A 19024-nucleotide genomic window follows, 5' to 3' on the forward strand; every position below is an offset into this window, starting at 1 on the left:
TATAATTGGAAGATGTTTAATTTTGAGGTTATAAAAACGCAAGTATAGGACAATAATCGCAGACCCACGTAAATTTATTTATAGTCCGGGTATCAATTTTTGTAATCCGGCATAGTGTTTTTCTGAGTTGATCAGGTTGTGTATGTGTGTTTTAGCATTTTTTCCCATCTCCTCAATCTGCTCTGGCCTGTCGTAGAGTTCGCGAATTCTACCGGATAAAACAGTGACGTCTCCGTGTGGGAAAAGCATGCCTGTTTTACCTTCTATAACCATCTCCGGAATAGCTCCGATTGCTGAACCGATAACGGGTTTACCCATCGCCATTGCCTCAACTACGGTGAAACCCAGCACCTCGTACCATTCTGAGGGGCAAACTAAAAATGTTGCGTTTCCAATTTCTTTAAGTGTCTCCGCTCTTTTCAATTTCCCTAAAAAGGTGACGTTCGTTAATTGCTGCTCTGCTACATATTGCCGGAGTTCTGCTTCCTGCGTCCCTGTTCCAATTAATCTGAGCTGGATGTCGGGATGGTTAGCTACGGCTTTAATTAATGTATAGGGTCCCTTAATCTTTTCCAGCCTGCCTGCGAATACAATATACTTCTGAGCCGGTGCCGGACCAAGGTTTCTGGTTGCGCTTTCAACTTCTGCATAATCGTACCCATGATAAAGTTGTACCAGTTTTTCTGGAAAGAAGTTAAATGAGCGAAATTTCTGATATAAAAACTCGGAAGGACATACATAGTGATCTACATATTGATAGCAATTCAATGCTGCATGTACATAGTTTTCTGTAGCAGCAACCAGGCTTGCAGGTAAGGAGCCTTTCTTACATTTATTGGTTATACAATGATAAAAGGCACCGCCTTTGCATTTTTCACAAATCTGACCATGACTTATAAAAGTGCTCTCCGGACAAATAGGTGTGTATTCGTGTAAAGTCCAGATAACCGGGATTCCTCTTTCTTTTAATATTTTAAGAATAATTGGCGTAATATAATGATGAATGACATTGATATGCGCAAAATCTATTTTAACAGTATCGAGTAATTTCTCAAGTTGCTGCTGCGCCTCTTTTGACCAGATACTTGTTTTAATGACTTTATAGGCAGCACCGGGACTGGCCTTATTGACCTTTTTATAGTCTATATGGCTAATAAAGAAGGGTGAATATGCATTGCTGAAGTTCCTTTCGTCCTGCATAGAGAAAGGAATAATCTGATGTCCATGAGCTATATATTGCCTGGTTATATTTTCTACGTATGTCCAGTCACCACCGCTCGGATACCATGTCCAGTTTGCGACAAGTATATTCATATGTCTTATTTATACTTATTGAGAAAAAATGGCATAATTTTTATACCTGTGTGGATGAAAATGATCTCCAAAGATGCCTGATTTAATCAAATTATTGAAGAAATAATACATTTTTGATCGTAATTGCTACTATAGTATTTAATGATTAAAAAAAAACGCTAATTTTGGAAGGACGATAAGACTCAATATTTTAGATTCGCCATTGGATCGTGGTTATGATATTGATCCAAATGACCTTAATTTCGTAATGAAGAAAAAAATTTATATCGCTGGTGCAGGCGGAATGCTGGGTGAAGCTTTTTACCGCGTATTCAAAGAAGAATACGATATTAAATGTACGGACAAAGATGTAAATGAAGACTGGCTTAGTCTGCTTGATTTCAGAGACTTTGATAATTATAAAAAAGATGTAGTCGATTTTAAACCTGACTTTCTTTTCCATTTAGGCGCTTACACAGATCTAGAATATTGCGAAGTTAATCTTGATGATACTTATCTGACTAATACTACTGCGGTTGAAAACGCAGTAATTATCGCAAACGAGCTTCAAATCCCTGTTTTATATATCAGTACTGCCGGAATTTTTGACGGTAAAAAAGATTTCTACGACGACTGGGATGAGCCTAATCCGCTTGGCCATTACGCGCGTTCCAAATATATGGGAGAGCGTTATGTCCGTGAACATGCAGAAAGATACATTATCTGCCGTGCTGGCTGGATGATGGGAGGCGGTCCTAAAAAAGATAAAAAATTCATCAATAAAATTATAAAACAGCTGGCTACGGGTACCCGTGACCTGCATATTGTGAATGACAAGGATGGTACACCGACTTTCACGGTTGATTTTGCAAAAAATGTAAAGCTGCTGTTTGAAAAAGAGTACTGGGGTTTATATAACCTGGTCTGCAATGGTGAAACCAGCCGTAAAGAGGTTGCTGAAGAACTGGTTCGGATTCTGGGTCTCCAGGACGAGGTGACTATCCATGAAGTGACTTCTGACTATTTTAAAGATACTTATTTTGCACCCCGTCCGCCTTCAGAACGATTGATCAACAAAAAGCTTGATCTGCGTGATATGAATAAAATGCGTGACTGGAAAGTGGCTCTGGATGAGTATGTCAACGACTATTTCGGAGACTTTGTGAAAGAGCACTTCGAGAGTAGCAAATGCGTATAGCTGCCTTCGGATTCAGATCTGTTCCACCTGCAAAGGGCGCCGCTGGTGCTGATAAATTTGCATTGGAACTTTTTCCAAGGCTGGTAAGCAGGGGCCATCAGGTTGTTGCTTATAACAGACAGTATCCGGACGTGTTTGTAGATATTAATGTATACAAAGGTGTACAGATTAAAACAATCAAAACTATTAAAAGAAGTGGTTTTGATACGTTGCTCCATTCTTTCAAATCTACTTGTGATATCATCTGGAATAATACAGCTGATATTGTCCACATCCAAAACGGCGGAAACAGTATCTGGGCATTGCCTTTAAGATTGTTTGGTAAAAAGGTTTTTATTAGCCAGGATGGCGTCGACTGGAAGAGGGACAAATGGTCCTGGTATGCTAAGCTATATCTTCAGTTTTCTGCATATATGACCGCATATCTGCCTAACGAGGTGATATTCGATAATGTTATTGCTAAAAAATTATTCGAAGACCGCTTCCGCAAGACTTTTGCTTTCATTCCATTCGGAAGTGAAATTGCCGCCTGGCCTGAAAATAATGATATTCTGCACCGACTGAACCTGACACCGGGTGATTACTATTTATTTGTGGGCAGGTTTATTCCTGATAAAGGGCTTCATTACCTGATTCCGGGTTTTACAGCATCTTCTAGTAAAAAGAAGCTGGTGCTGATAGGTGGTTCTCCGAATCCTTCTCCTTATGAAAAGGAATTGACTGATCTGGCAAATGACCGTGTTTATTTCCCGGGTTTTCTATACGGAGATGAGGTTAATACTTTAATGAAAAATGCTTACTGTTATATCCAGGCCTCTGATGTGGAGGGTCTTTCTCCTGTTGTGCTTTCTGTAATGGGATTAGGTGTACCGCTTATTGTAAGTGATATTGAGGAGAATGAATATGCTGTTCAGGATACTGCGCGTATGTTTAAAAAAGGGAATATAGCTTCGTTAACAGAAGAAATTAACTTTGCTGAGGATAATTACCCAGAGATGCAGGCGCTTGCTTTAAGAGCACAGGCGCGTGCACTGTCAGTCTTTAACTGGGAGCACGTAGCCGACGAGCATGTACGTATCTTCGAAAGAAGCTAATCAGATAAAATTTAATGAAAATAAAAAAAACGGGAATCTCTTTAAAAGATTCCCGTTTTGCTTTGCTTAGGGTTTATTTATCTATTTATTCAGACGTTTTTGTTCGTCATCTGACCCTGTACTTCTGTTTCTTGCAGATTTTACACTCATTTTTCCAAAACGGTAAGTGAAGCTTAATCTCACACTTGTAGTGGTACCATATTGTTCCAGGTAGTAGTCATTTCCAGGAAGTGTACTGCTGATTCTTGGTTTTTGTGTATGAAACACATCGCTCACACCTAGTTTGATATTTCCTGATTTGTCAGGGAAGTTATAACGGAGGCCTGCATCGGTATTAAACATGCTCTTTAGTTTTAATGCACCCTGAATTTGCGGTGTGCTATACATTATACCGGCATCTGCGCTGATTAGCTTGGTAATGGTAAAGTTGTTCTGCGCGTAAATATTAGCACTGAATTGTTTGGAGTCCAGATTGGAACCGCTTAATCCTGGCGCTTTAATTTCTTTGTAATAGCCTAATACGTTGTTATTCATATTCCACCACTCAGTTAATTTAACCGGGAAGTTCAGCGTTAAGGAAGCAACTTGTTCTGATGCGAGGTTTAATACGGTCTGGAACATAGATTTCCTGACTTCATCCTGTAATAAAACTTGTGTGATGACATCTGTTGTTCTGCTGTAATTTAAAGCGACACTATATTTTTGTTTATATAGGTAAGAGGCTTCCAGGTTATTGGAGTATTCTGGTGTCAGGTTAGGATTACCCTGGTTATAAGTATATTGATCCAGATAGAATACGAAAGGGTTCAGGTTTCTGTAATTCGGGCGGTTAATCTTTCTGGAGTAAGAGAAGTTCAATACGTTATCTGCATTGAAGTTTTGTGATAAACTTAAGGATGGGAACAGGTCTGTGTATTTGCGGTCGGTAACCAGATTCTGAGTAATTGAATTGCCGGTTGAATGTGTATTCTCCAAACGCAAGCCTGCCTGAATTGATGATTTCCCGAAGGTTGCATTGAACGTGGTATAAGCAGCATTCACTTTTTCATCGTATTTAAACCGGTTACTTTTTCCAGCGTCAAATGCCCAGCCGTTTTCTGCGCGGTTCTCATAAACGTAGTCGTTATCGGTCTTCACATCGGACAGTTTAAATCCTGCATCGAGTTTGTATTTTTTATTGATAGGTAAGGTGTAATCTGCTTTAAGTGCCTTGATATCAATATTTGATGGTGCGAAACTTCTGTAAATTTCACCGTTCTTATAAAAGCTTCCATTAGGGTTATAGAAGATATTGCTATTCGTCGCATCGTCATCGGAGATGTTTTTTGAATAGTCGGCATCTATAGTAATTTCCTGACCTGCAGTATCCAGCACTCCTTTATAGTTAATATTGTAAGAGTAATTTTTACGTGGATTTATATTGGTTGCAGTACTTCTGAGCAGAGAGTCGGTTTCGGTAAAAGATCTTCCGATGTTTACTTTACTGAACCCGTTGGAGTGATAGTTACTGATATTTCCTTTGAACAATGCACCGATCGTATGGTTCTTAGTTAGAAAGATGTCTGTACCGATCTTGAAGTTATTGGATTCGTAAACCGAGGTATCTTTATTTCTTTGACTGAAGTAAACCGGATTTGTGATACTAGCTGTTTTTCGGTCGATGGTAGTATATTGTTCTTCTTTATTGCGATAGTAACCATAAGATCCGAATAAGTTAAAGTTCTTTTTACGGAAGTTCAGGTCTAATGCGCCATTACCATTCAGATATTTGTTGAATCCGGTACCCGCATTCAGACTTCCGTTAAATCCTTCTGTCTTGCTCTTTTTGGTTTTGATATTAATAATACCACCGGTAGCATTAGCTTCATATCTCGCGCCGGGATTATTGATAATCTCTATACTTTCAATCTGACTGCTCTGCATTGACTTAAGCAGGTTAACCACATCTGCACCACTGAGGTAAGATTGTTTTCCGTCTATAGTAACCAGGACATTACTTTTTCCGGCTAACGCGATATTATCATTCTGATCTACGGTTACCCCAGGTGCCTTTTTAAGAATCTCTAGTCCGGTAAGTCCTGCGGATGATGGTGTCGCATCTATATTGAAAATTAATTTATCTGCCCTGCGTTCCAAAACCGGTTTAGTCGCCGTGACTGAAACTTCATTAAGTTGTTTGGAAAGTTCGGCGATTGTTATTGCAGGTACCTGATAGGCTGCTGTGGCTTTAAAATCGAAAGCCGGAGAGCTTACTTTGGAATAACCGACTGAGGTTGCAACGATATAATATTTATTGGCTGCGGCATTAAAACTGTACTTACCGTCCATATCTGTCATTGCTGTAGTTACCAGGCTGGAGTCTTTTGCTGAATACAGTAAGACAGTAGCGGAAGGAATTGTTTGTGTATTATCTTTTACAATTCCGCTGATCTTAGCACTTTGCTGCGCGCTAAGTTTTAAAGGAATAATATAACAAATAAGAAGAACGGCAGGTAGAAATATTTTCATTTTAATAAGCGTTTATTGAAAAGCAGGAACTTTATATAATCTTTTATTCAATACCTATCTTGAATGTGAATTATCTGTGAATTTCTTGAGCTTTTCTGGTTCGTTTGTAATTAAGACGAAGGCTTTTGAGAAAAGTTACATGCATCTTAAATTTTTAACATTAAACGCTATTATTTAACATCTTAGAAAGTAAACAGAAATGATTTAGTTGCCGGAATATAAGGGGCTGCGATGCTAAGAACGCTGATTTTCGTTAAAAAGCTGAATGATTTCTGCAGCTGCCTTATCCCATGAGAATTGGGTGAGGCGTGTTTTTCCGGCCTGAATGAGTGTGGATCTGAGCTGCGCATTTTCCTGAAGAGACTGCATCTTCTCCGTAATGTCGTTATCGTCTTTAGGGTTGAAGGTTAAGACTGCATCACCACCTACTTCAGGCAGGCAGGTATTATCTGCAACCATAACTGGAATTCCATATTGAAAAGCTTCCAGTACCGGAATTCCAAAGCCTTCATTTAACGATGGGAATACATAGAACAGGGCATAGGTATACATTCCAGCTAGTTCTTCTTCACTGAGATAGCCGGTTATAATAATATCCTGTGCATAATCTGAATTTTGGATTTCATGCTGAATTTGCAGGAATTCGGTATTGTCCTGCAGCCCCTGATCGGGACCGGCAAGTACCAGTTTTATTGAAGAGGGATTCTGTTTTTTTAAAGCTGCAAATGCGCGGATCAATGCGGGAATGTTTTTACGTTTAAATGGTGATCCGACATGCAGGATATATTGTTGGGGTAAGAGACTGAATTGTTGCAAGACTGCTGCTGAAGGGTGATTTACACGTGTTTTTGGACCTTCGTAAACGACTTTAAAATGCTCTTGCGGAATATTAGTATAATGTGCCAGTTGTTTTTGCGCATAGGCTGTGGGTGTGATCACAAATGCAGATTTACGGGCAGCTGGTAAGGCGGTTAAATGGTAAAGCCTGAGCCAGAGTTTTCCATAATGTTCTGGGTTTTCAAAGAAAAATGCATCGTGAAAAACGGGCACAGTCTGGTACCCCAGGTGGATAAGCGGTACAAAATTGTCTGTGCAAAGTACAAAGTCACAATGCTTCCTGGCAGCTTTGAGTGGCAGAACAACTTGTTTCCAGAGTTGGTAAAAAAAATGGTTACTGTATTTAGAGAGTTTTGATTCTCCGGGTCCGGCGCTGAGTTTGGTATCCAGGAAATGTATAGTCAGATTTTCTCCGGAAAGTTTATACAGGGCTTTGCATAACTCTTCGAGGTAAGTTCTGGTTCCGGTTTTTGCAGTCTGGAGGTCGCGGATGTCGACACCAATAGTCAAGTGTTTCTTATGCATGTTCACCGGTTATTCTGTTTTTAATAATTTTAGCGGGAACGCCGGCTGCTATCGAGTTTTCGGGAATAGAACGGCTCACAATACTTCCGGCAGCAATGACGCATCCCTGGCCCAGGTTAACGCCGTCCAGAATAGTGACCCCGGCACCAAGCCAGCAATTATCACCGATAGTAACGCCTTTACGGGTTACACCCTGGGCTTTAATGGAAAGCAACGGGTCTGAATAATTATGGTTTTCAGAGAATATTTTAACATCGGGTCCGAAGATGACGTCCTTTCCTATAGTAATACCGCCCTGTCCTGCAAGATATGCCCTTGCATTGATACCAGTTCCACTGCCTATAGTAATGCCTTTACCTCTTTGGGCAATGACACCGGTACAGATTAGTATCGAATCGCGTGCAATGGAAACGTTATCACCGAACTGAATTCCTTCTTCTGATAAGGCATTGATAAAAACGTTGTCTTCGAGAATGAGATTCTTACCGCACTGAAGCTGATAGGCATGACTGATCTTTACGCGGCTTCCTATAAAAAGAAGTCCCGAGGATCGCTTAAGCCATATTTTCTGCCACATACCTCTGATGACTTGTATAGCTCTCCGGCCACTGATAATACTGAGATCCCGGGTGCTGTAAACACTTTCCCATTTATAATCGGGGTCGTTCTTCAGTCTTCTTATAATTTTCTCAATTAGCATGTTGGATCTCCTTTGGTTTGGAGTATTGCATGACAATACTGATAAATAATCCCGAAAAGAACCAATTCATATAGGATATATAAGATGAAGACTCTACTTCTGAGGTTAACAGAGGAATAAAGATCGCAATTTTCAATAAGAGAACCAGCATACAGACTTTTCTCTCTTTGCCTCTAAGTGCGGGTAACCATTTTAACCCGGTTCTGATAAAGCCTATATAAATAAAGAGATAGCATAGAAGTGCGAGAATTCCTGCTTGTACGCCAATGATAATAAACTGGTTTTCTCCGCCGGTGTTCTCTCCCAAAGATCCGGCAACACGTCCTGATGTGCCCAAACCAAGCCCAAAGGGGCTGCTGATCATCGCATCGATACCCTGGATCCACTCTACAACGTGCCCGACACTTGAAGGGTTACTAAAGTTAAGGGTATTAATAACGACTTCAACGATGCCATCTGCCTTGTCTTCAAAGCTGCTCAGGACCCAGATAAAGTACAGGGCGACTGCTGCAACACCCAGGTGAATGGTGTGCGTGATATATTTTTTGCGCGTAAGTAATGCGTAGATATAGATAACGAGAAAATAACTGGCAAAAGGGGCTCTGGAAATGGCAAACGTAATGCAGGCAAAGGTCGAAGCGAGGGCAAGTAACCCGGAAACATTTGGCATGAAGCGGTTATCATCTCTGGTATACAATGCGCCGATTGCACATAGTGCGAGTAAGGTTGCTGCCGCATTTTCCAATGGATTGGCAAAGAAACTTGCAAAGCGTTTAAATCCGCCTTCGGATTCAAATGTCCAGCTCAGCCCGTAATTTCCACTTGGTTCAAAGTTGAAGAAATAATAACTGTAGTCTGCATATCCGGTAAGGGTTTGCAGGTGCTGATTAAATAATACTTCCAGGCATATCGTAATTCCGGCAGCTATGGTTAGCAGTACAATGTAATTTAGATATTTATTAACGTAAATCTTTTTAGGGTCGAAAAACCTCCCAGCAAAGTATACAATTACAAAAAAGGATGTACTTTTCAACGCAACTAACCGGTTCACAAAACTTTGCTCCCCCAAAGGTAGAATTGCATAAAGAGATGTGTAAAGTAAAAAGGAAAGGATCAGGTAATCTATGAGATGAAAGCGAGGTCTCTCCCGCAGGCTCATAATTCCTATGCCAAGGACAGTAAGTATAAGTAATTCTTTGAAGAACTGAAATGCAGGAATGATATCTTTTAGCCCAATCATAAAGGCCACGGACATAGCTGTGGTATAGATAGAAAGCCCGAAAATCAGAAATAGCAGGAATTCCTGGGTATTTCCCCTGATGATTTCTCTTACTGCAATTATAAAAGATAACAAGAACAACAGTGGGAAAACAATCATGAGTTTGGTTTAAGCGCAGTGCCGATTTTTGGCCAAATTACTTTTTCTGATTCGAATAATCCATCTTTCAGCCCATTAAATAAACTTAAAGCCTTTTTTTTACGTCCCCGGAGCAAAAAATAGGTTAACAACGCAGTATAGTATGGTGTGTAAAAAAGAAACATAACGGGATAAAATAGGGGATTACCATATTTGCGCAAAAACCAGAGATGGTTCCTGCTCACATAATAATGAATTACCGGGTTGAGTGTTCCTTCTTTTTGCGCACTTACCTTTCCGGATGCTCCTGCCTCATGATACATACTCAGGTTTGGGAGATAGTGGAGCTCATATCCGGCAGCTCTGAGCCGGAATGATAATTCGACGTCTTCATAGTAAAGAAAGAATCTGGAATTAAACAGGCCGCACTCTTTAAGTACTGTATTCCTCAGTAAAATACAGCATCCGGTAAGCCATTCTGCAAGGATCATCTCTTTAGTGGTTGGCTTTTTTACTGCATAGACTTTTCCAGTTATCTGTTGAAAACGTCCTTCGGCATTCCATAGTTTTTCGGGTTCATGCATCCAGTAAATAGCAGGTTGTGCGGCTGCGGCCCGGGGATGTTGATCGAGATGGTTCATTAATCCCCTGATCATGCCGGGGCCTACCGTAGTATCGTTATTCATAACCAGGGAATAGGTATATCCATGGTCTAATGCATATTGTAATGCTGTATTATTACCACCTGCATATCCGAGATTGGTTTGATTATCTATAAAAATCAGATCGGGAAACTGGGTGCGGAGTTTGCCTAGTGAGCCATCGGTAGAGCCGTTGTCTGCAATGATCAGATCGTAATCTGCGGCGTCGCAATTTTGTTGTACGGAAGTAATGCAACTGGCCGTATATTCAGGAGTATTCCAGTTCAGCAGGATCAGAGCAACGGGCTTAGGCATGTTTCAAAGTTCTGCAAAAACTACCGTATTGCCAAAAACGACATACTTTTGAACTCACGAGGAAATAAATATTTATTGTAAGTTTGCGCATATTCCAATCTCATGACCGATAAGTACGGTGCCTATTACAGGACTATAGGTATCTTCCTGGATTTAATTCTGCTCAACCTTTCAGGGGTTATCGGCTATTTTATTGTGCTTACTTTTCCGGAAAGTCTGGACCGTCCTCAAATTTCGTTTTTGCATATCATGCTGGCCAATGTAGTCTGGTTTAATATGGCGCAGGTTACGGGATTGTACCGTAATATGTTTATTAAGGACGCGATACCGACGATTAAAGAGGCTTTAGGTTCGCTCTTGTTATTTGGTTTAGTGTTGGTTCTGCTTATGGTCACAGTCACAGAACTGGATGTTTTCAGCAGGACAATATTACTTACATTCTTATTATTCGCAATACTGTTTCTCACCGGTAAAATTGGCTTCCTTTTATGGAGACGGGCATGGAGGGCACAGCTAATTGATTATAAGCCTGTAATTATTATTGGCGCCAATACACTAGGTCAGGAGTTAAAAAAACACATGGATGGGCAGATGATTCTCGGTTATAAAGTCGTGGGCTTTTTTGACGATAATTCTCCAATAGATTTAAAACAACCTTTATTGGGTAACCTGGATGAGGCAATCGTGTACGCAAAAAAGAATCGTATTAAGGAAGTTTTCTGCGTTCTGCCGGATAGCTGTCTGCCAAAAATTCATTCGTTGATGAGGGAAGCGGACCGGGAAATGATCCGGTTCAAAATGGTGCCCGACATTCAGGATTACTTTAAAAAGAACGTAACTGTACAGTGGTTTGGGCATCTTCCAATCTTGAGTGCCAGGACCGAGCCGCTGGAAATTAAGATTAACCAGGTTTTGAAGAGAGGTTTTGATCTGTTAATTTCTTCATTGGTTATTATCTTTATTTTAAGCTGGGTAATCCCATTGCTTGGTTTATTGATAAAACTTGGTTCACCCGGGCCTGTCTTTTTCAGGCAGCTGCGATCGGGTAAAGACAACGAGCCTTTTTATTGTCTGAAATTCCGGAGCATGGTTGTCAACGCCGAAGCTGATTTAGTTCAGGCAACGAAAAAGGACGATCGAATTACGCGTCTGGGTGCGTTTATACGTAAAAATAGTATTGATGAATTACCTCAGTTTATAAATGTTTTTCTTGGCGAGATGTCAGTTGTAGGACCGAGGCCGCATATGCTGCAGCATACGGCCGAATACTCTGCACTGATTGATCAGTTTATGGTGAGGCATCTCGTGTTGCCTGGAATTACAGGATGGGCTCAGGTGAAGGGCTTCCGGGGTCAGACTATCGCACAGGATTCAATGGAGGAGCGGGTGAAAGCCGATATCTGGTATCTGGAGAACTGGTCTTTACTGCTCGACATGAAAATTGTGTTTCTAACTGCATGGCATGTGATCATTGGTAATGAGAATGCCGCCTAAAGGGTTTCTATAGTTATTCTGCCCGACGAATGACTTTGGTAACGATCTCATTGAGCTCGTTGGCAGAGATATCAAGATAATTTAACATTTCCTGGCTTTCGGGTTGAGTCTCAATGTCTTTTAGCAGTGTAACCAGGCTCATGATTCTGGCAAGTGGTGCGCGTACTTGATGGCTCTGGATCCAGGCGATGTCTTGCAGTCGTTTATTGTGCGCTTCTATGCTTTTGATGTAGTGTTGTCTTTCTGTGATATCTGTGGCCAAAACAAGTCTTCCTTTGCGACCATTGATTTCTATGGGATTACTCCTGATTTCTACCGAAAACTCAGTGTTGTCTTTTTTGCGATGTACAGTTTGAGTCAGATAGGGTGCTTTGGTTTTCCCAGCCTCCCTGACCTGTGCTTCAATTGATTCACGGTATTCCGGTGGCCGGATATCCAACATTGTCATCGTTAACAATTCGTCCCGGGTATAGCCATACATTTGAATAGACGCTTCATTAACCTGCATAAAATGGAATGTTTCTACATCGAAAACGTACATTGGAATTGGATTGGACGCGAATAAATATCTGTAGTAATCTTCTGATTCTTTAAGCCGGTTATTTAATTCTGCAATTTCTAATGATTCATCTGCAAGCTGTCCTAAAAGCTCATTTTCATTGTTTATTATCCTTTCCAGACGCGAAATTACACGGCGTATAAGAACAATCGACGCAAGATTTACGAAGAGCAGGTTCGCGCTGTAAAAAAACCAGGTGATCGGTTCATATTCGCTCGAAACGTAAGAGGAGAACCAATTCAAGCGTAAGTCCATGCCTAATACAAATAGAATTAACACATTCACCAGCAAAGTATAATATGCATAGCTTTTGTGGAATAGGATCGAAGAAAAAACAGAGGCGAGTACAACGTATAAAATTCCGGGTCCTTGTGTCCCGTTCTGCAAAAGCAGATTAATAGAAAACAGGTAGATCATCCCTATAGAAAAGACTTTCTTACTGTTAATGCCGGGTCGTTTATTTAATAAAAAAGAGAATAGAAAAAGCAGAAATAATGCACCAAAAAGCGCGTTGTAAAGGTCAGACCTGCCAAGGCTGTAAATGATTCTCGGCACAATGGCAAGCAGACAAAAAGGGATAGAAAATGCAACAACGTAAACAAAAGACAATCCTGACCACCCGGAGTATTCTCCATTTTCGACGGCCGGTATTCGATGTCGGATAAATTTCAAATACTGCAGCCACCAAATTCTTGGAATTTGTGATATAGGTTGTTTCATGGCGAATCTGGTAAATCTGCTGGGATTGTCATTTTAAAACAACTTAATGTTGTATTTGTTCGTTTTTCGAGTTAACTATTTTTAATCCAGAGGATTAGTGGATTTCCCGGACGATGGTTTATTTTTTTATAACTGCCGGGAATATAATGTTCATCGGCATGGTAGGTAGCCAATCGTGTACCCGGTTTCCGGTCTTCCAGTACATCCTGAAAGGTCTGGAGATACTCGGTGTAAATCTCTGCCGATGTTGGAATAAGGTTATCTATAGGGATATGATAATCGAGATTCTCCATGAAGGAATTATAAAAATAGAAGTGGTCGAATTCTTCCATTCTAAGGTTGTTAAAATTCCCCTGAATAAAGTTTACGTTACCGGTGTTTGTTGCTTTTTGGGCAATTAATGCCTCGTCTGTTAGAGACTTCCTTTGTTCTATACCATGGAAAACGAAATCATTGTTGAAATGTGCAGCAATAATGCAAAACTTACCAACACCGCTGCCAATATCCAGAATATGCTTACCGCCGTCAGCACATAAAAATGCGCCTGCTTTTTTAGCAATTTCCATTGGAGTCCAGTGAATGGCCGATAATTGCCTTGCCCTCAAGGAATATAAGCTGTCAAAAGCTTCATCTCCGGAAAATATATCTTTATTCATAATTGCTGCTTTTGGCCAGGAATTCATCTTTTCAGAAGCCAAAGATCGCGTAATCAAAAAAAATGGAGTAACTTTTGCATATTTATTTTACTTAATTATCATTCTATGGCGTTAAAAAAACCTTCCCTGGTAATACTTGCTGCTGGTATGGCAAGCAGATACGGTGGAAACAAACAAACTGAATCTTTCGGCCCTTCGGGTGAAACGATTATGGAGTACTCCATCTATGATGCAATTAAAGCAGGATTTGGAAAAGTAATATTTATTATCCGCGAGGAATTTGCTGAGGCATTTAAGGGTGTAATCGAGCCGAAATTGAAAGGCAGAATAGAGACTGAGTATGTTTATCAGTCTTTGGAAAAATATAGCGGTGGCAGAGCAATTCCTGCAGAACGTGTTAAGCCTTTTGGAACTTCGCATGCACTATTGTGCTGCAAAGAAATTCTGGATGCGCCTTTTGCTGTGATTAATGCTGACGATTTTTATGGATTTGATGCTTTTGAGAAAGCCGCAGATTTTTTAAATACCGCGGTTAGCAACGGTGTATATGCTTGTCTTGGCTACGAGCTGAAAAATACGCTGAGCGATAATGGATCGGTAACAAGGGGAGAAATTCATGTCAATGCTGCGGGTGAAATGACCGGTATCACTGAAAGAAGAGAGATTTACAAGAGAGAGGGTAAAGCATTTACTAAAACTCCGGAGGGAGATGTTGAACTGCCCCTTGACACCAAAGTAAGTATGAACTTTTTCTGTTTTACACCAGATTTTGTGAACTGGTCGGCTTTAGAATATGAGAAGTTCCTGGACAAGAATTTGAATGAACTCAAAGCAGAATTCTTGATTCCGGAAGTTTCTGATGAATTGATAAAATCCGGAAACGGAGTTGTTAAGATGATTCCTACCCAGGCGATCTGGTTTGGAGTTACTTTTAAAGAAGATGCGCCTGTTGTGAAAGCAGCTTTGCAGGAACTAACGGATAAAGGGCTTTATCCGCAAAATCTGTGGATATAAAAAAATGACTGGTCTAAAAAAGTATTGGTGGAGATTTAAAGCATTAATAGAAAGTGCTGTACTGCTTCATCCGGATCATAAGGAAGCGGATCATGTGTTCTGGCGAAAGAGGTTATTCACAAACACAATCACCTATGGTTTGATATTCAGTATCATTGTGATGGTTTCGTCGATGACATACAGCTTTTTTGCCGGGAGTTATTTTGTGCAGTATTTCAATATTATTTTTGTTGTTACTTTAATTCCAATAATTTTTAATAAAAAAATTATGATTCAGACCAGAAAAGTGATAGCGCTTTTTTTGCTTTATGTGCTCGCCATCGTGTACATCGCATTTCTTGGGTCTGAAGGTCCTGGTGCGCTTTACTTGATTGTACTGACCATATTTTCAACAATGATTTTCCCCCGCCCGGCAGCTTACTGGCTGGTGGGGGTTAATGCATTGATTTGTGCTGGATTTGGGTTGGTAATCTACTATAAGATTTTCGACAGTCCATTGCTGTACAGTTATGATCTGCCATTATGGGTCTCTTATTCGGGTAATTTGATTTTCGTTAGCTTATTGAGTGTAATGTTAGTGAGCAAGGTACTGAAGGGGCTGGAGCAAACTATCCAGAAGGAAGCTACACTGGCAGTTAAATTAAATGCTTCAGAAAAGTATTATAGAAATACTTTTGAGGCTAATCCGGTTCCGATGTACGTATTTGACATGGAAACCAGCAGATTCTTGCACGTAAATAACGCGGCATGTGAAAAATATGGTTATTCTAGAGAGGAATTTCTCAGCATGAAAATTACTGATATACGACCGGAATCTGAGCATAGTAAATTAATGGATTTAACCAGCATGATCCGTAACAGGGATTATTCAGGTATACTAATCCATAGAAAAAAGAACAGTGAAGTCTTTCCGGTTGAAATTGAAACAAACCTGATTCATTTTGAAGATAAGGAAGCAAGGCTTGTACTTGCAACAGATGTTTCTGAACGTATTAATTATATCAAAGAAATTGAACGGCAAAATCAGGATTTGCGGGAAATTGCCTGGATCCAGAGTCATTTAGTGAGAGCACCGCTCGCCAATATTATGAGTCTGACCGAATTTTTGATTAAATATCCAGGAGAGGATACTAAAGAAACTTTAACTTTTCTGAATGATTCATCTCAGAAACTGAATATGGCCATCAAATCTATCATCGGCCAGGCAGATGGTTCAGGACTCAGCTAATAAATCCTGATTAATAAGGTCATTGCAAAATGTAATACTAAATGTCGTACCCTGGTTAACTTTGCTGCTTACTTCTATATTTCCGCCTAGTGAGGTAAGCTGAGCTTTAGTAATAAATAAACCAACCCCATTTCCATTGACATGTTTATGGAAACGCTTGTGCAAACCAAAAAGTTCATCCTGGTTTGTGTCAAGGTCAATTCCCAGACCATTATCTGAAAACTTCAGTACACGTTCTCCATTCTGGTCGGTCGTGAGACTAACTCCAATCTCCAGTGTCCGGGACTGATCCCTGTACTTGATAGCATTTGACAAAAGATTAGTCAATATGCTTTCGAGGTAACTTTTATTAAACAGTACATGTTTATTAGTGAAATTTAAATGAAGAATAATTGGCAGATTTTCAATCTGTTCGGTAAATGACGAACAAACTTTATCCATAATTTTAGAGACATTTATCCTGGATATTTTAACTCTTTGATCATTCTTCCGGTTGAGAATATAAGTGAGGTCTGTAATAGTCTCGTTGAGTCTCTCTGTCGAGGTTTTGAACAGATCAATTATTTCTTTATTATGTTGGTTAAGATGGTCTATATCCAAAATGTCAATCAGGCCGGAGAGGTTAGATAGGGGAGTTCTTAGGTTATGGGAAACAATATAAACAAACTGATTAAGGTCAAGGTTTCTCTTAGTCAGGTTTTGAATAAGTAACGCCTGCTCTTTTTCCTCATGGATTTTTTTGTCAATTTCGCTAAAATGCGAGACCAACGCACCTACCTGCTCGTCTTCCAGTAAATTGGTTACCCGGCCTTCGACCCAATGATAGCTTCCACGATTATCTAAAACCCTGATTCTGTATTCAATTGTTCTGCCAGATACCGCTAAAACCTGACGCATTTGCTCTTCGGCAAGCTGGATATCTTCAGGGTGAACAATATTCATAATCTTAAGTTGTCGATATTCTGCCTTGCTAAAACCGAATAGAGCAGTGATTTCCTGAGTAGAATGAGTAATCTGACCATTTTTATCTATTAGAAAGACTTTTTCACGGCATTTTTCCATGAGAGTCAGGTATTCATTATTCATTTCAATATCTTCCTCACCGAGAGAGCTGTCGGCTGAAGGATGATCCCTAAAGTTTTGTGTCATAACGTTTTAAAACTCTAATTTATCGAATGTAACTGATAATTTCCTTGTTTTATGAACAATGATTGCAAAAATAATAGTCTTGCAGACCCTACATTCGTTCTGTTGAACAAAATGAACAGTGCTTTGTTTTGGAACTGGTTTAAATTTGTAGAAAAAACAATAACTTGCTTTGTGTTGACCGTTTTATACAAAAATGCCCATGATAAATCAGTCTCCAACTCCTGATCAAGCAAATACCCCGGCTATTCTTCATTTACTTGGGATTATAGATGCAGAACCAGAGGACGAATTCGACAATATCGTTCGGCTCGCTTGTCTGCTTACAGCAGCTCCGGCGGCAACGCTAACTTTTATAAATCAGGATAGAAATTTATGTAAATCAGCCGCAGGAATTGACATAGCTGATCTGGAAAGAGCTGATCAACAACTTAAATCCTATTCTTCAGTTTACAGGGAACCTATAAAATTTAATGAAAATTTGTTACTAGGTCATTTAACAGTCGCCTTTACTCAACCTACGGATTTAACAACCGGTCAGATGGAAGGACTGAAACTGCTTTCTAAACAATTAGGTTACCTACTGCAAATGCGTCTTCCGGTAGCTAATAGAAGCGTTAGGGACTTTTATGAAAGTATCTTAAATAATATTCCTACAGATATCGTCGTATTTGACACGGAACACCGGTATCTATTTGCCAATCCTGGTGCTATTAAAGATGAGGAACTCAGGAAGTTTATAATTGGAAAAGACGATTTCGAATACGCGGTTTACAGAAAGCGGGACCCTGCTATAGCTATAGAACGCCGGGCTCAATTTCAACAAGTTAAGGATACAGGGAATACGATTAGCTGGGAGGAAAATCAAAAAACTGCCGACGGTAACATAGTGACGCATCTAAGAAGAATGTTTCCTGTAAATGACGATCAGGGAAAACTTGTAATGGTTATAGGATTTGGAATAGATATCACGGAAAGAAAAGAACTGGAGAACAAGCAGCGTAAGATTATGGAGCAGCTCGCGGTCCAGCACAAGCAATCTATTGATTTTTGTAATGTTGTTTCCCATAACCTGAGAGGGCCCCTCATTAATCTGGGGATGTTAACGGAGTTTATTCGTGAATCGGAAGATCCGGGTGAGCAGCAACTGCTGATCTCGAAAATGGAACCCGTGATAGATAATCTGAAAAGTACTTTTAATGAATTGGTGGAGTCTATCCAGGTTCGGCAGGAAACGGATCTGAAGATGGATGAGCTGAATTTGAACGCTTGTCTTAGTGAAACTGTAAGAAACTTGTTTTTCGAACTTAAAAAAGTTGATGGAAATATTCATGCAGATTTCTCAGATGCCCCGATTCTATACTGTCCGCAAAAGTATCTTTCCAGTATTTTTCATAATCTGATCAGTAACGCCATCCACTATCATTCTCCCGAAAGGCCTTTGTCAATAAAACTCTTGACACAGGCTAAAAAGAATAAAATAGTTTTAACGGTTCAGGACAACGGGCAAGGGATAGACCTGTTGAAGCACAAGCATAATATCTTTAAAATTGGAAAAGTGTTTCACCGCCGGCCTGGCGCAAAAGGGTTGGGTTTGTTTATGACCAAAACACAGGTGGAAGCAATTGGGGGAACTATTTGGGTAGATAGCGAGCCTGACCAGGGTGCCAGATTCTCCATTGAGTTTGTTAATCAATCTTCCGAAGCCTTGTAATCTAAAATCGTCAATGTACAGGTCG

General features: G+C 40.1%; 15 protein-coding genes. 6 read left to right on the forward strand and 9 right to left on the reverse strand.

The annotated features are described in order from the left end of the window. Positions 1–78 precede the first annotated feature (78 nt). The gene (locus BM192_RS12480) at positions 79–1314 is read right to left on the reverse strand and encodes a glycosyltransferase family 4 protein (RefSeq protein ID WP_037441482.1); all 1236 of its coding nucleotides are present in this window, start codon (positions 1312–1314) and stop codon (positions 79–81) included. Positions 1315–1561: 247 nt separating this feature from the next. Here BM192_RS12480 and BM192_RS12485 point away from each other — a divergent pair, with 247 nt between their 5' ends. Together BM192_RS12485 and BM192_RS12490 are read left to right on the forward strand one after the other, a co-directional pair. Then, the gene (locus BM192_RS12485) at positions 1562–2491 is read left to right on the forward strand and encodes an SDR family oxidoreductase (RefSeq protein ID WP_037441498.1); all 930 of its coding nucleotides are present in this window, start codon (positions 1562–1564) and stop codon (positions 2489–2491) included. Continuing rightward, positions 2482–3585, forward strand: a complete 1104-nt coding sequence (locus tag BM192_RS12490; RefSeq protein WP_037441480.1) for a glycosyltransferase — start codon at positions 2482–2484, stop codon at positions 3583–3585. The genes BM192_RS12485 and BM192_RS12490 overlap by 10 nt, the downstream gene beginning before the upstream one ends. Positions 3586–3666: 81 nt before the next feature. On the opposite strand, the gene BM192_RS12495 is transcribed toward BM192_RS12490, so the two are convergent. The 5 genes from BM192_RS12495 to BM192_RS12515 all read right to left on the reverse strand — a co-directional run bounded on the left by BM192_RS12495 (position 3667) and on the right by BM192_RS12515 (position 10468). Beyond that, positions 3667–6093, reverse strand: coding sequence for a TonB-dependent receptor domain-containing protein (locus BM192_RS12495; protein WP_051759927.1), 2427 nt, complete (start codon positions 6091–6093; stop codon positions 3667–3669). A gap of 234 nt (positions 6094–6327) precedes the next feature. After that, the gene (locus BM192_RS12500; protein WP_037441477.1) at positions 6328–7455 is read right to left on the reverse strand and encodes a glycosyltransferase family 4 protein; all 1128 of its coding nucleotides are present in this window, start codon (positions 7453–7455) and stop codon (positions 6328–6330) included. Beyond that, complete coding sequence (locus BM192_RS12505) at positions 7448–8155, reverse strand: acyltransferase (protein ID WP_037441474.1); 708 nt, start codon at positions 8153–8155, stop codon at positions 7448–7450. Before BM192_RS12505 ends, BM192_RS12500 begins: the two co-directional genes overlap by 8 nt. After that, positions 8145–9533, reverse strand: a complete 1389-nt coding sequence (locus BM192_RS12510) for a hypothetical protein (RefSeq protein WP_037441472.1) — start codon at positions 9531–9533, stop codon at positions 8145–8147. The genes BM192_RS12505 and BM192_RS12510 overlap by 11 nt, the downstream gene beginning before the upstream one ends. Further along, on the reverse strand, positions 9530–10468 hold the full coding sequence (locus tag BM192_RS12515) for a glycosyltransferase family 2 protein (protein ID WP_074963999.1): 939 nt from the start codon (positions 10466–10468) through the stop codon (positions 9530–9532). Before BM192_RS12515 ends, BM192_RS12510 begins: the two co-directional genes overlap by 4 nt. Before the next feature lie 102 nt (positions 10469–10570). Here BM192_RS12515 and BM192_RS12520 point away from each other — a divergent pair, with 102 nt between their 5' ends. Then, positions 10571–11962, forward strand: a complete 1392-nt coding sequence (locus BM192_RS12520; RefSeq protein ID WP_037441470.1) for an undecaprenyl-phosphate glucose phosphotransferase — start codon at positions 10571–10573, stop codon at positions 11960–11962. Between the two features lie 13 nt (positions 11963–11975). On the opposite strand, the gene BM192_RS12525 is transcribed toward BM192_RS12520, so the two are convergent. Both BM192_RS12525 and BM192_RS12530 read right to left on the reverse strand, forming a co-directional pair. Continuing rightward, positions 11976–13241: a PAS domain S-box protein gene (locus BM192_RS12525; RefSeq protein WP_074964000.1), complete on the reverse strand. Its 1266-nt coding sequence runs from the start codon at positions 13239–13241 to the stop codon at positions 11976–11978. 71 nt (positions 13242–13312) lie between these two features. Then, positions 13313–13897, reverse strand: coding sequence for a methyltransferase domain-containing protein (locus BM192_RS12530; protein WP_157282913.1), 585 nt, complete (start codon positions 13895–13897; stop codon positions 13313–13315). Between the two features lie 105 nt (positions 13898–14002). Here BM192_RS12530 and BM192_RS12535 point away from each other — a divergent pair, with 105 nt between their 5' ends. Together BM192_RS12535 and BM192_RS12540 are read left to right on the forward strand one after the other, a co-directional pair. Next, positions 14003–14911 carry a nucleotidyltransferase family protein gene (locus tag BM192_RS12535; RefSeq protein WP_037443403.1) on the forward strand — a complete coding sequence of 303 codons (909 nt, stop codon included), beginning with the start codon at positions 14003–14005 and terminating at the stop codon, positions 14909–14911. Between the two features lie 4 nt (positions 14912–14915). After that, the gene (locus tag BM192_RS12540) at positions 14916–16139 is read left to right on the forward strand and encodes a PAS domain S-box protein (RefSeq protein WP_051760140.1); all 1224 of its coding nucleotides are present in this window, start codon (positions 14916–14918) and stop codon (positions 16137–16139) included. Here BM192_RS12540 and BM192_RS12545 read toward each other — a convergent pair. After that, positions 16125–17288: a sensor histidine kinase gene (locus BM192_RS12545; protein ID WP_051760144.1), complete on the reverse strand. Its 1164-nt coding sequence runs from the start codon at positions 17286–17288 to the stop codon at positions 16125–16127. The two genes, BM192_RS12540 and BM192_RS12545, sit on opposite strands and share 15 nt — an antisense overlap. A gap of 199 nt (positions 17289–17487) precedes the next feature. Here BM192_RS12545 and BM192_RS12550 point away from each other — a divergent pair, with 199 nt between their 5' ends. Continuing rightward, the gene (locus tag BM192_RS12550) at positions 17488–18999 is read left to right on the forward strand and encodes a sensor histidine kinase (RefSeq protein ID WP_074964001.1); all 1512 of its coding nucleotides are present in this window, start codon (positions 17488–17490) and stop codon (positions 18997–18999) included. Positions 19000–19024: the final 25 nt, after the last annotated feature.

Origin of the sequence: Pedobacter antarcticus (assembly GCF_900112985.1) — a bacterium.
GTDB lineage: Bacteria > Bacteroidota > Bacteroidia > Sphingobacteriales > Sphingobacteriaceae > Pedobacter > Pedobacter antarcticus.

What these genes read in the sequence shown, in the direction of transcription:
- BM192_RS12480 (WP_037441482.1), bottom strand. Translation starts at nt 1,314, where the DNA reads ATGAATATACTTGTCGCAAACTGGACATGGTATCCGAGCGGTGGTGAC.
- BM192_RS12485 (WP_037441498.1), top strand. Translation starts at nt 1,562, where the DNA reads ATGAAGAAAAAAATTTATATCGCTGGTGCAGGCGGAATGCTGGGTGAA.
- BM192_RS12490 (WP_037441480.1), top strand. Translation starts at nt 2,482, where the DNA reads ATGCGTATAGCTGCCTTCGGATTCAGATCTGTTCCACCTGCAAAGGGC.
- BM192_RS12495 (WP_051759927.1), bottom strand. Translation starts at nt 6,093, where the DNA reads ATGAAAATATTTCTACCTGCCGTTCTTCTTATTTGTTATATTATTCCT.
- BM192_RS12500 (WP_037441477.1), bottom strand. Translation starts at nt 7,455, where the DNA reads ATGCATAAGAAACACTTGACTATTGGTGTCGACATCCGCGACCTCCAG.
- BM192_RS12505 (WP_037441474.1), bottom strand. Translation starts at nt 8,155, where the DNA reads ATGCTAATTGAGAAAATTATAAGAAGACTGAAGAACGACCCCGATTAT.
- BM192_RS12510 (WP_037441472.1), bottom strand. Translation starts at nt 9,533, where the DNA reads ATGATTGTTTTCCCACTGTTGTTCTTGTTATCTTTTATAATTGCAGTA.
- BM192_RS12515 (WP_074963999.1), bottom strand. Translation starts at nt 10,468, where the DNA reads ATGCCTAAGCCCGTTGCTCTGATCCTGCTGAACTGGAATACTCCTGAA.
- BM192_RS12520 (WP_037441470.1), top strand. Translation starts at nt 10,571, where the DNA reads ATGACCGATAAGTACGGTGCCTATTACAGGACTATAGGTATCTTCCTG.
- BM192_RS12525 (WP_074964000.1), bottom strand. Translation starts at nt 13,241, where the DNA reads ATGAAACAACCTATATCACAAATTCCAAGAATTTGGTGGCTGCAGTAT.
- BM192_RS12530 (WP_157282913.1), bottom strand. Translation starts at nt 13,897, where the DNA reads ATGAATAAAGATATATTTTCCGGAGATGAAGCTTTTGACAGCTTATAT.
- BM192_RS12535 (WP_037443403.1), top strand. Translation starts at nt 14,003, where the DNA reads ATGGCGTTAAAAAAACCTTCCCTGGTAATACTTGCTGCTGGTATGGCA.
- BM192_RS12540 (WP_051760140.1), top strand. Translation starts at nt 14,916, where the DNA reads ATGACTGGTCTAAAAAAGTATTGGTGGAGATTTAAAGCATTAATAGAA.
- BM192_RS12545 (WP_051760144.1), bottom strand. Translation starts at nt 17,288, where the DNA reads ATGACACAAAACTTTAGGGATCATCCTTCAGCCGACAGCTCTCTCGGT.
- BM192_RS12550 (WP_074964001.1), top strand. Translation starts at nt 17,488, where the DNA reads ATGATAAATCAGTCTCCAACTCCTGATCAAGCAAATACCCCGGCTATT.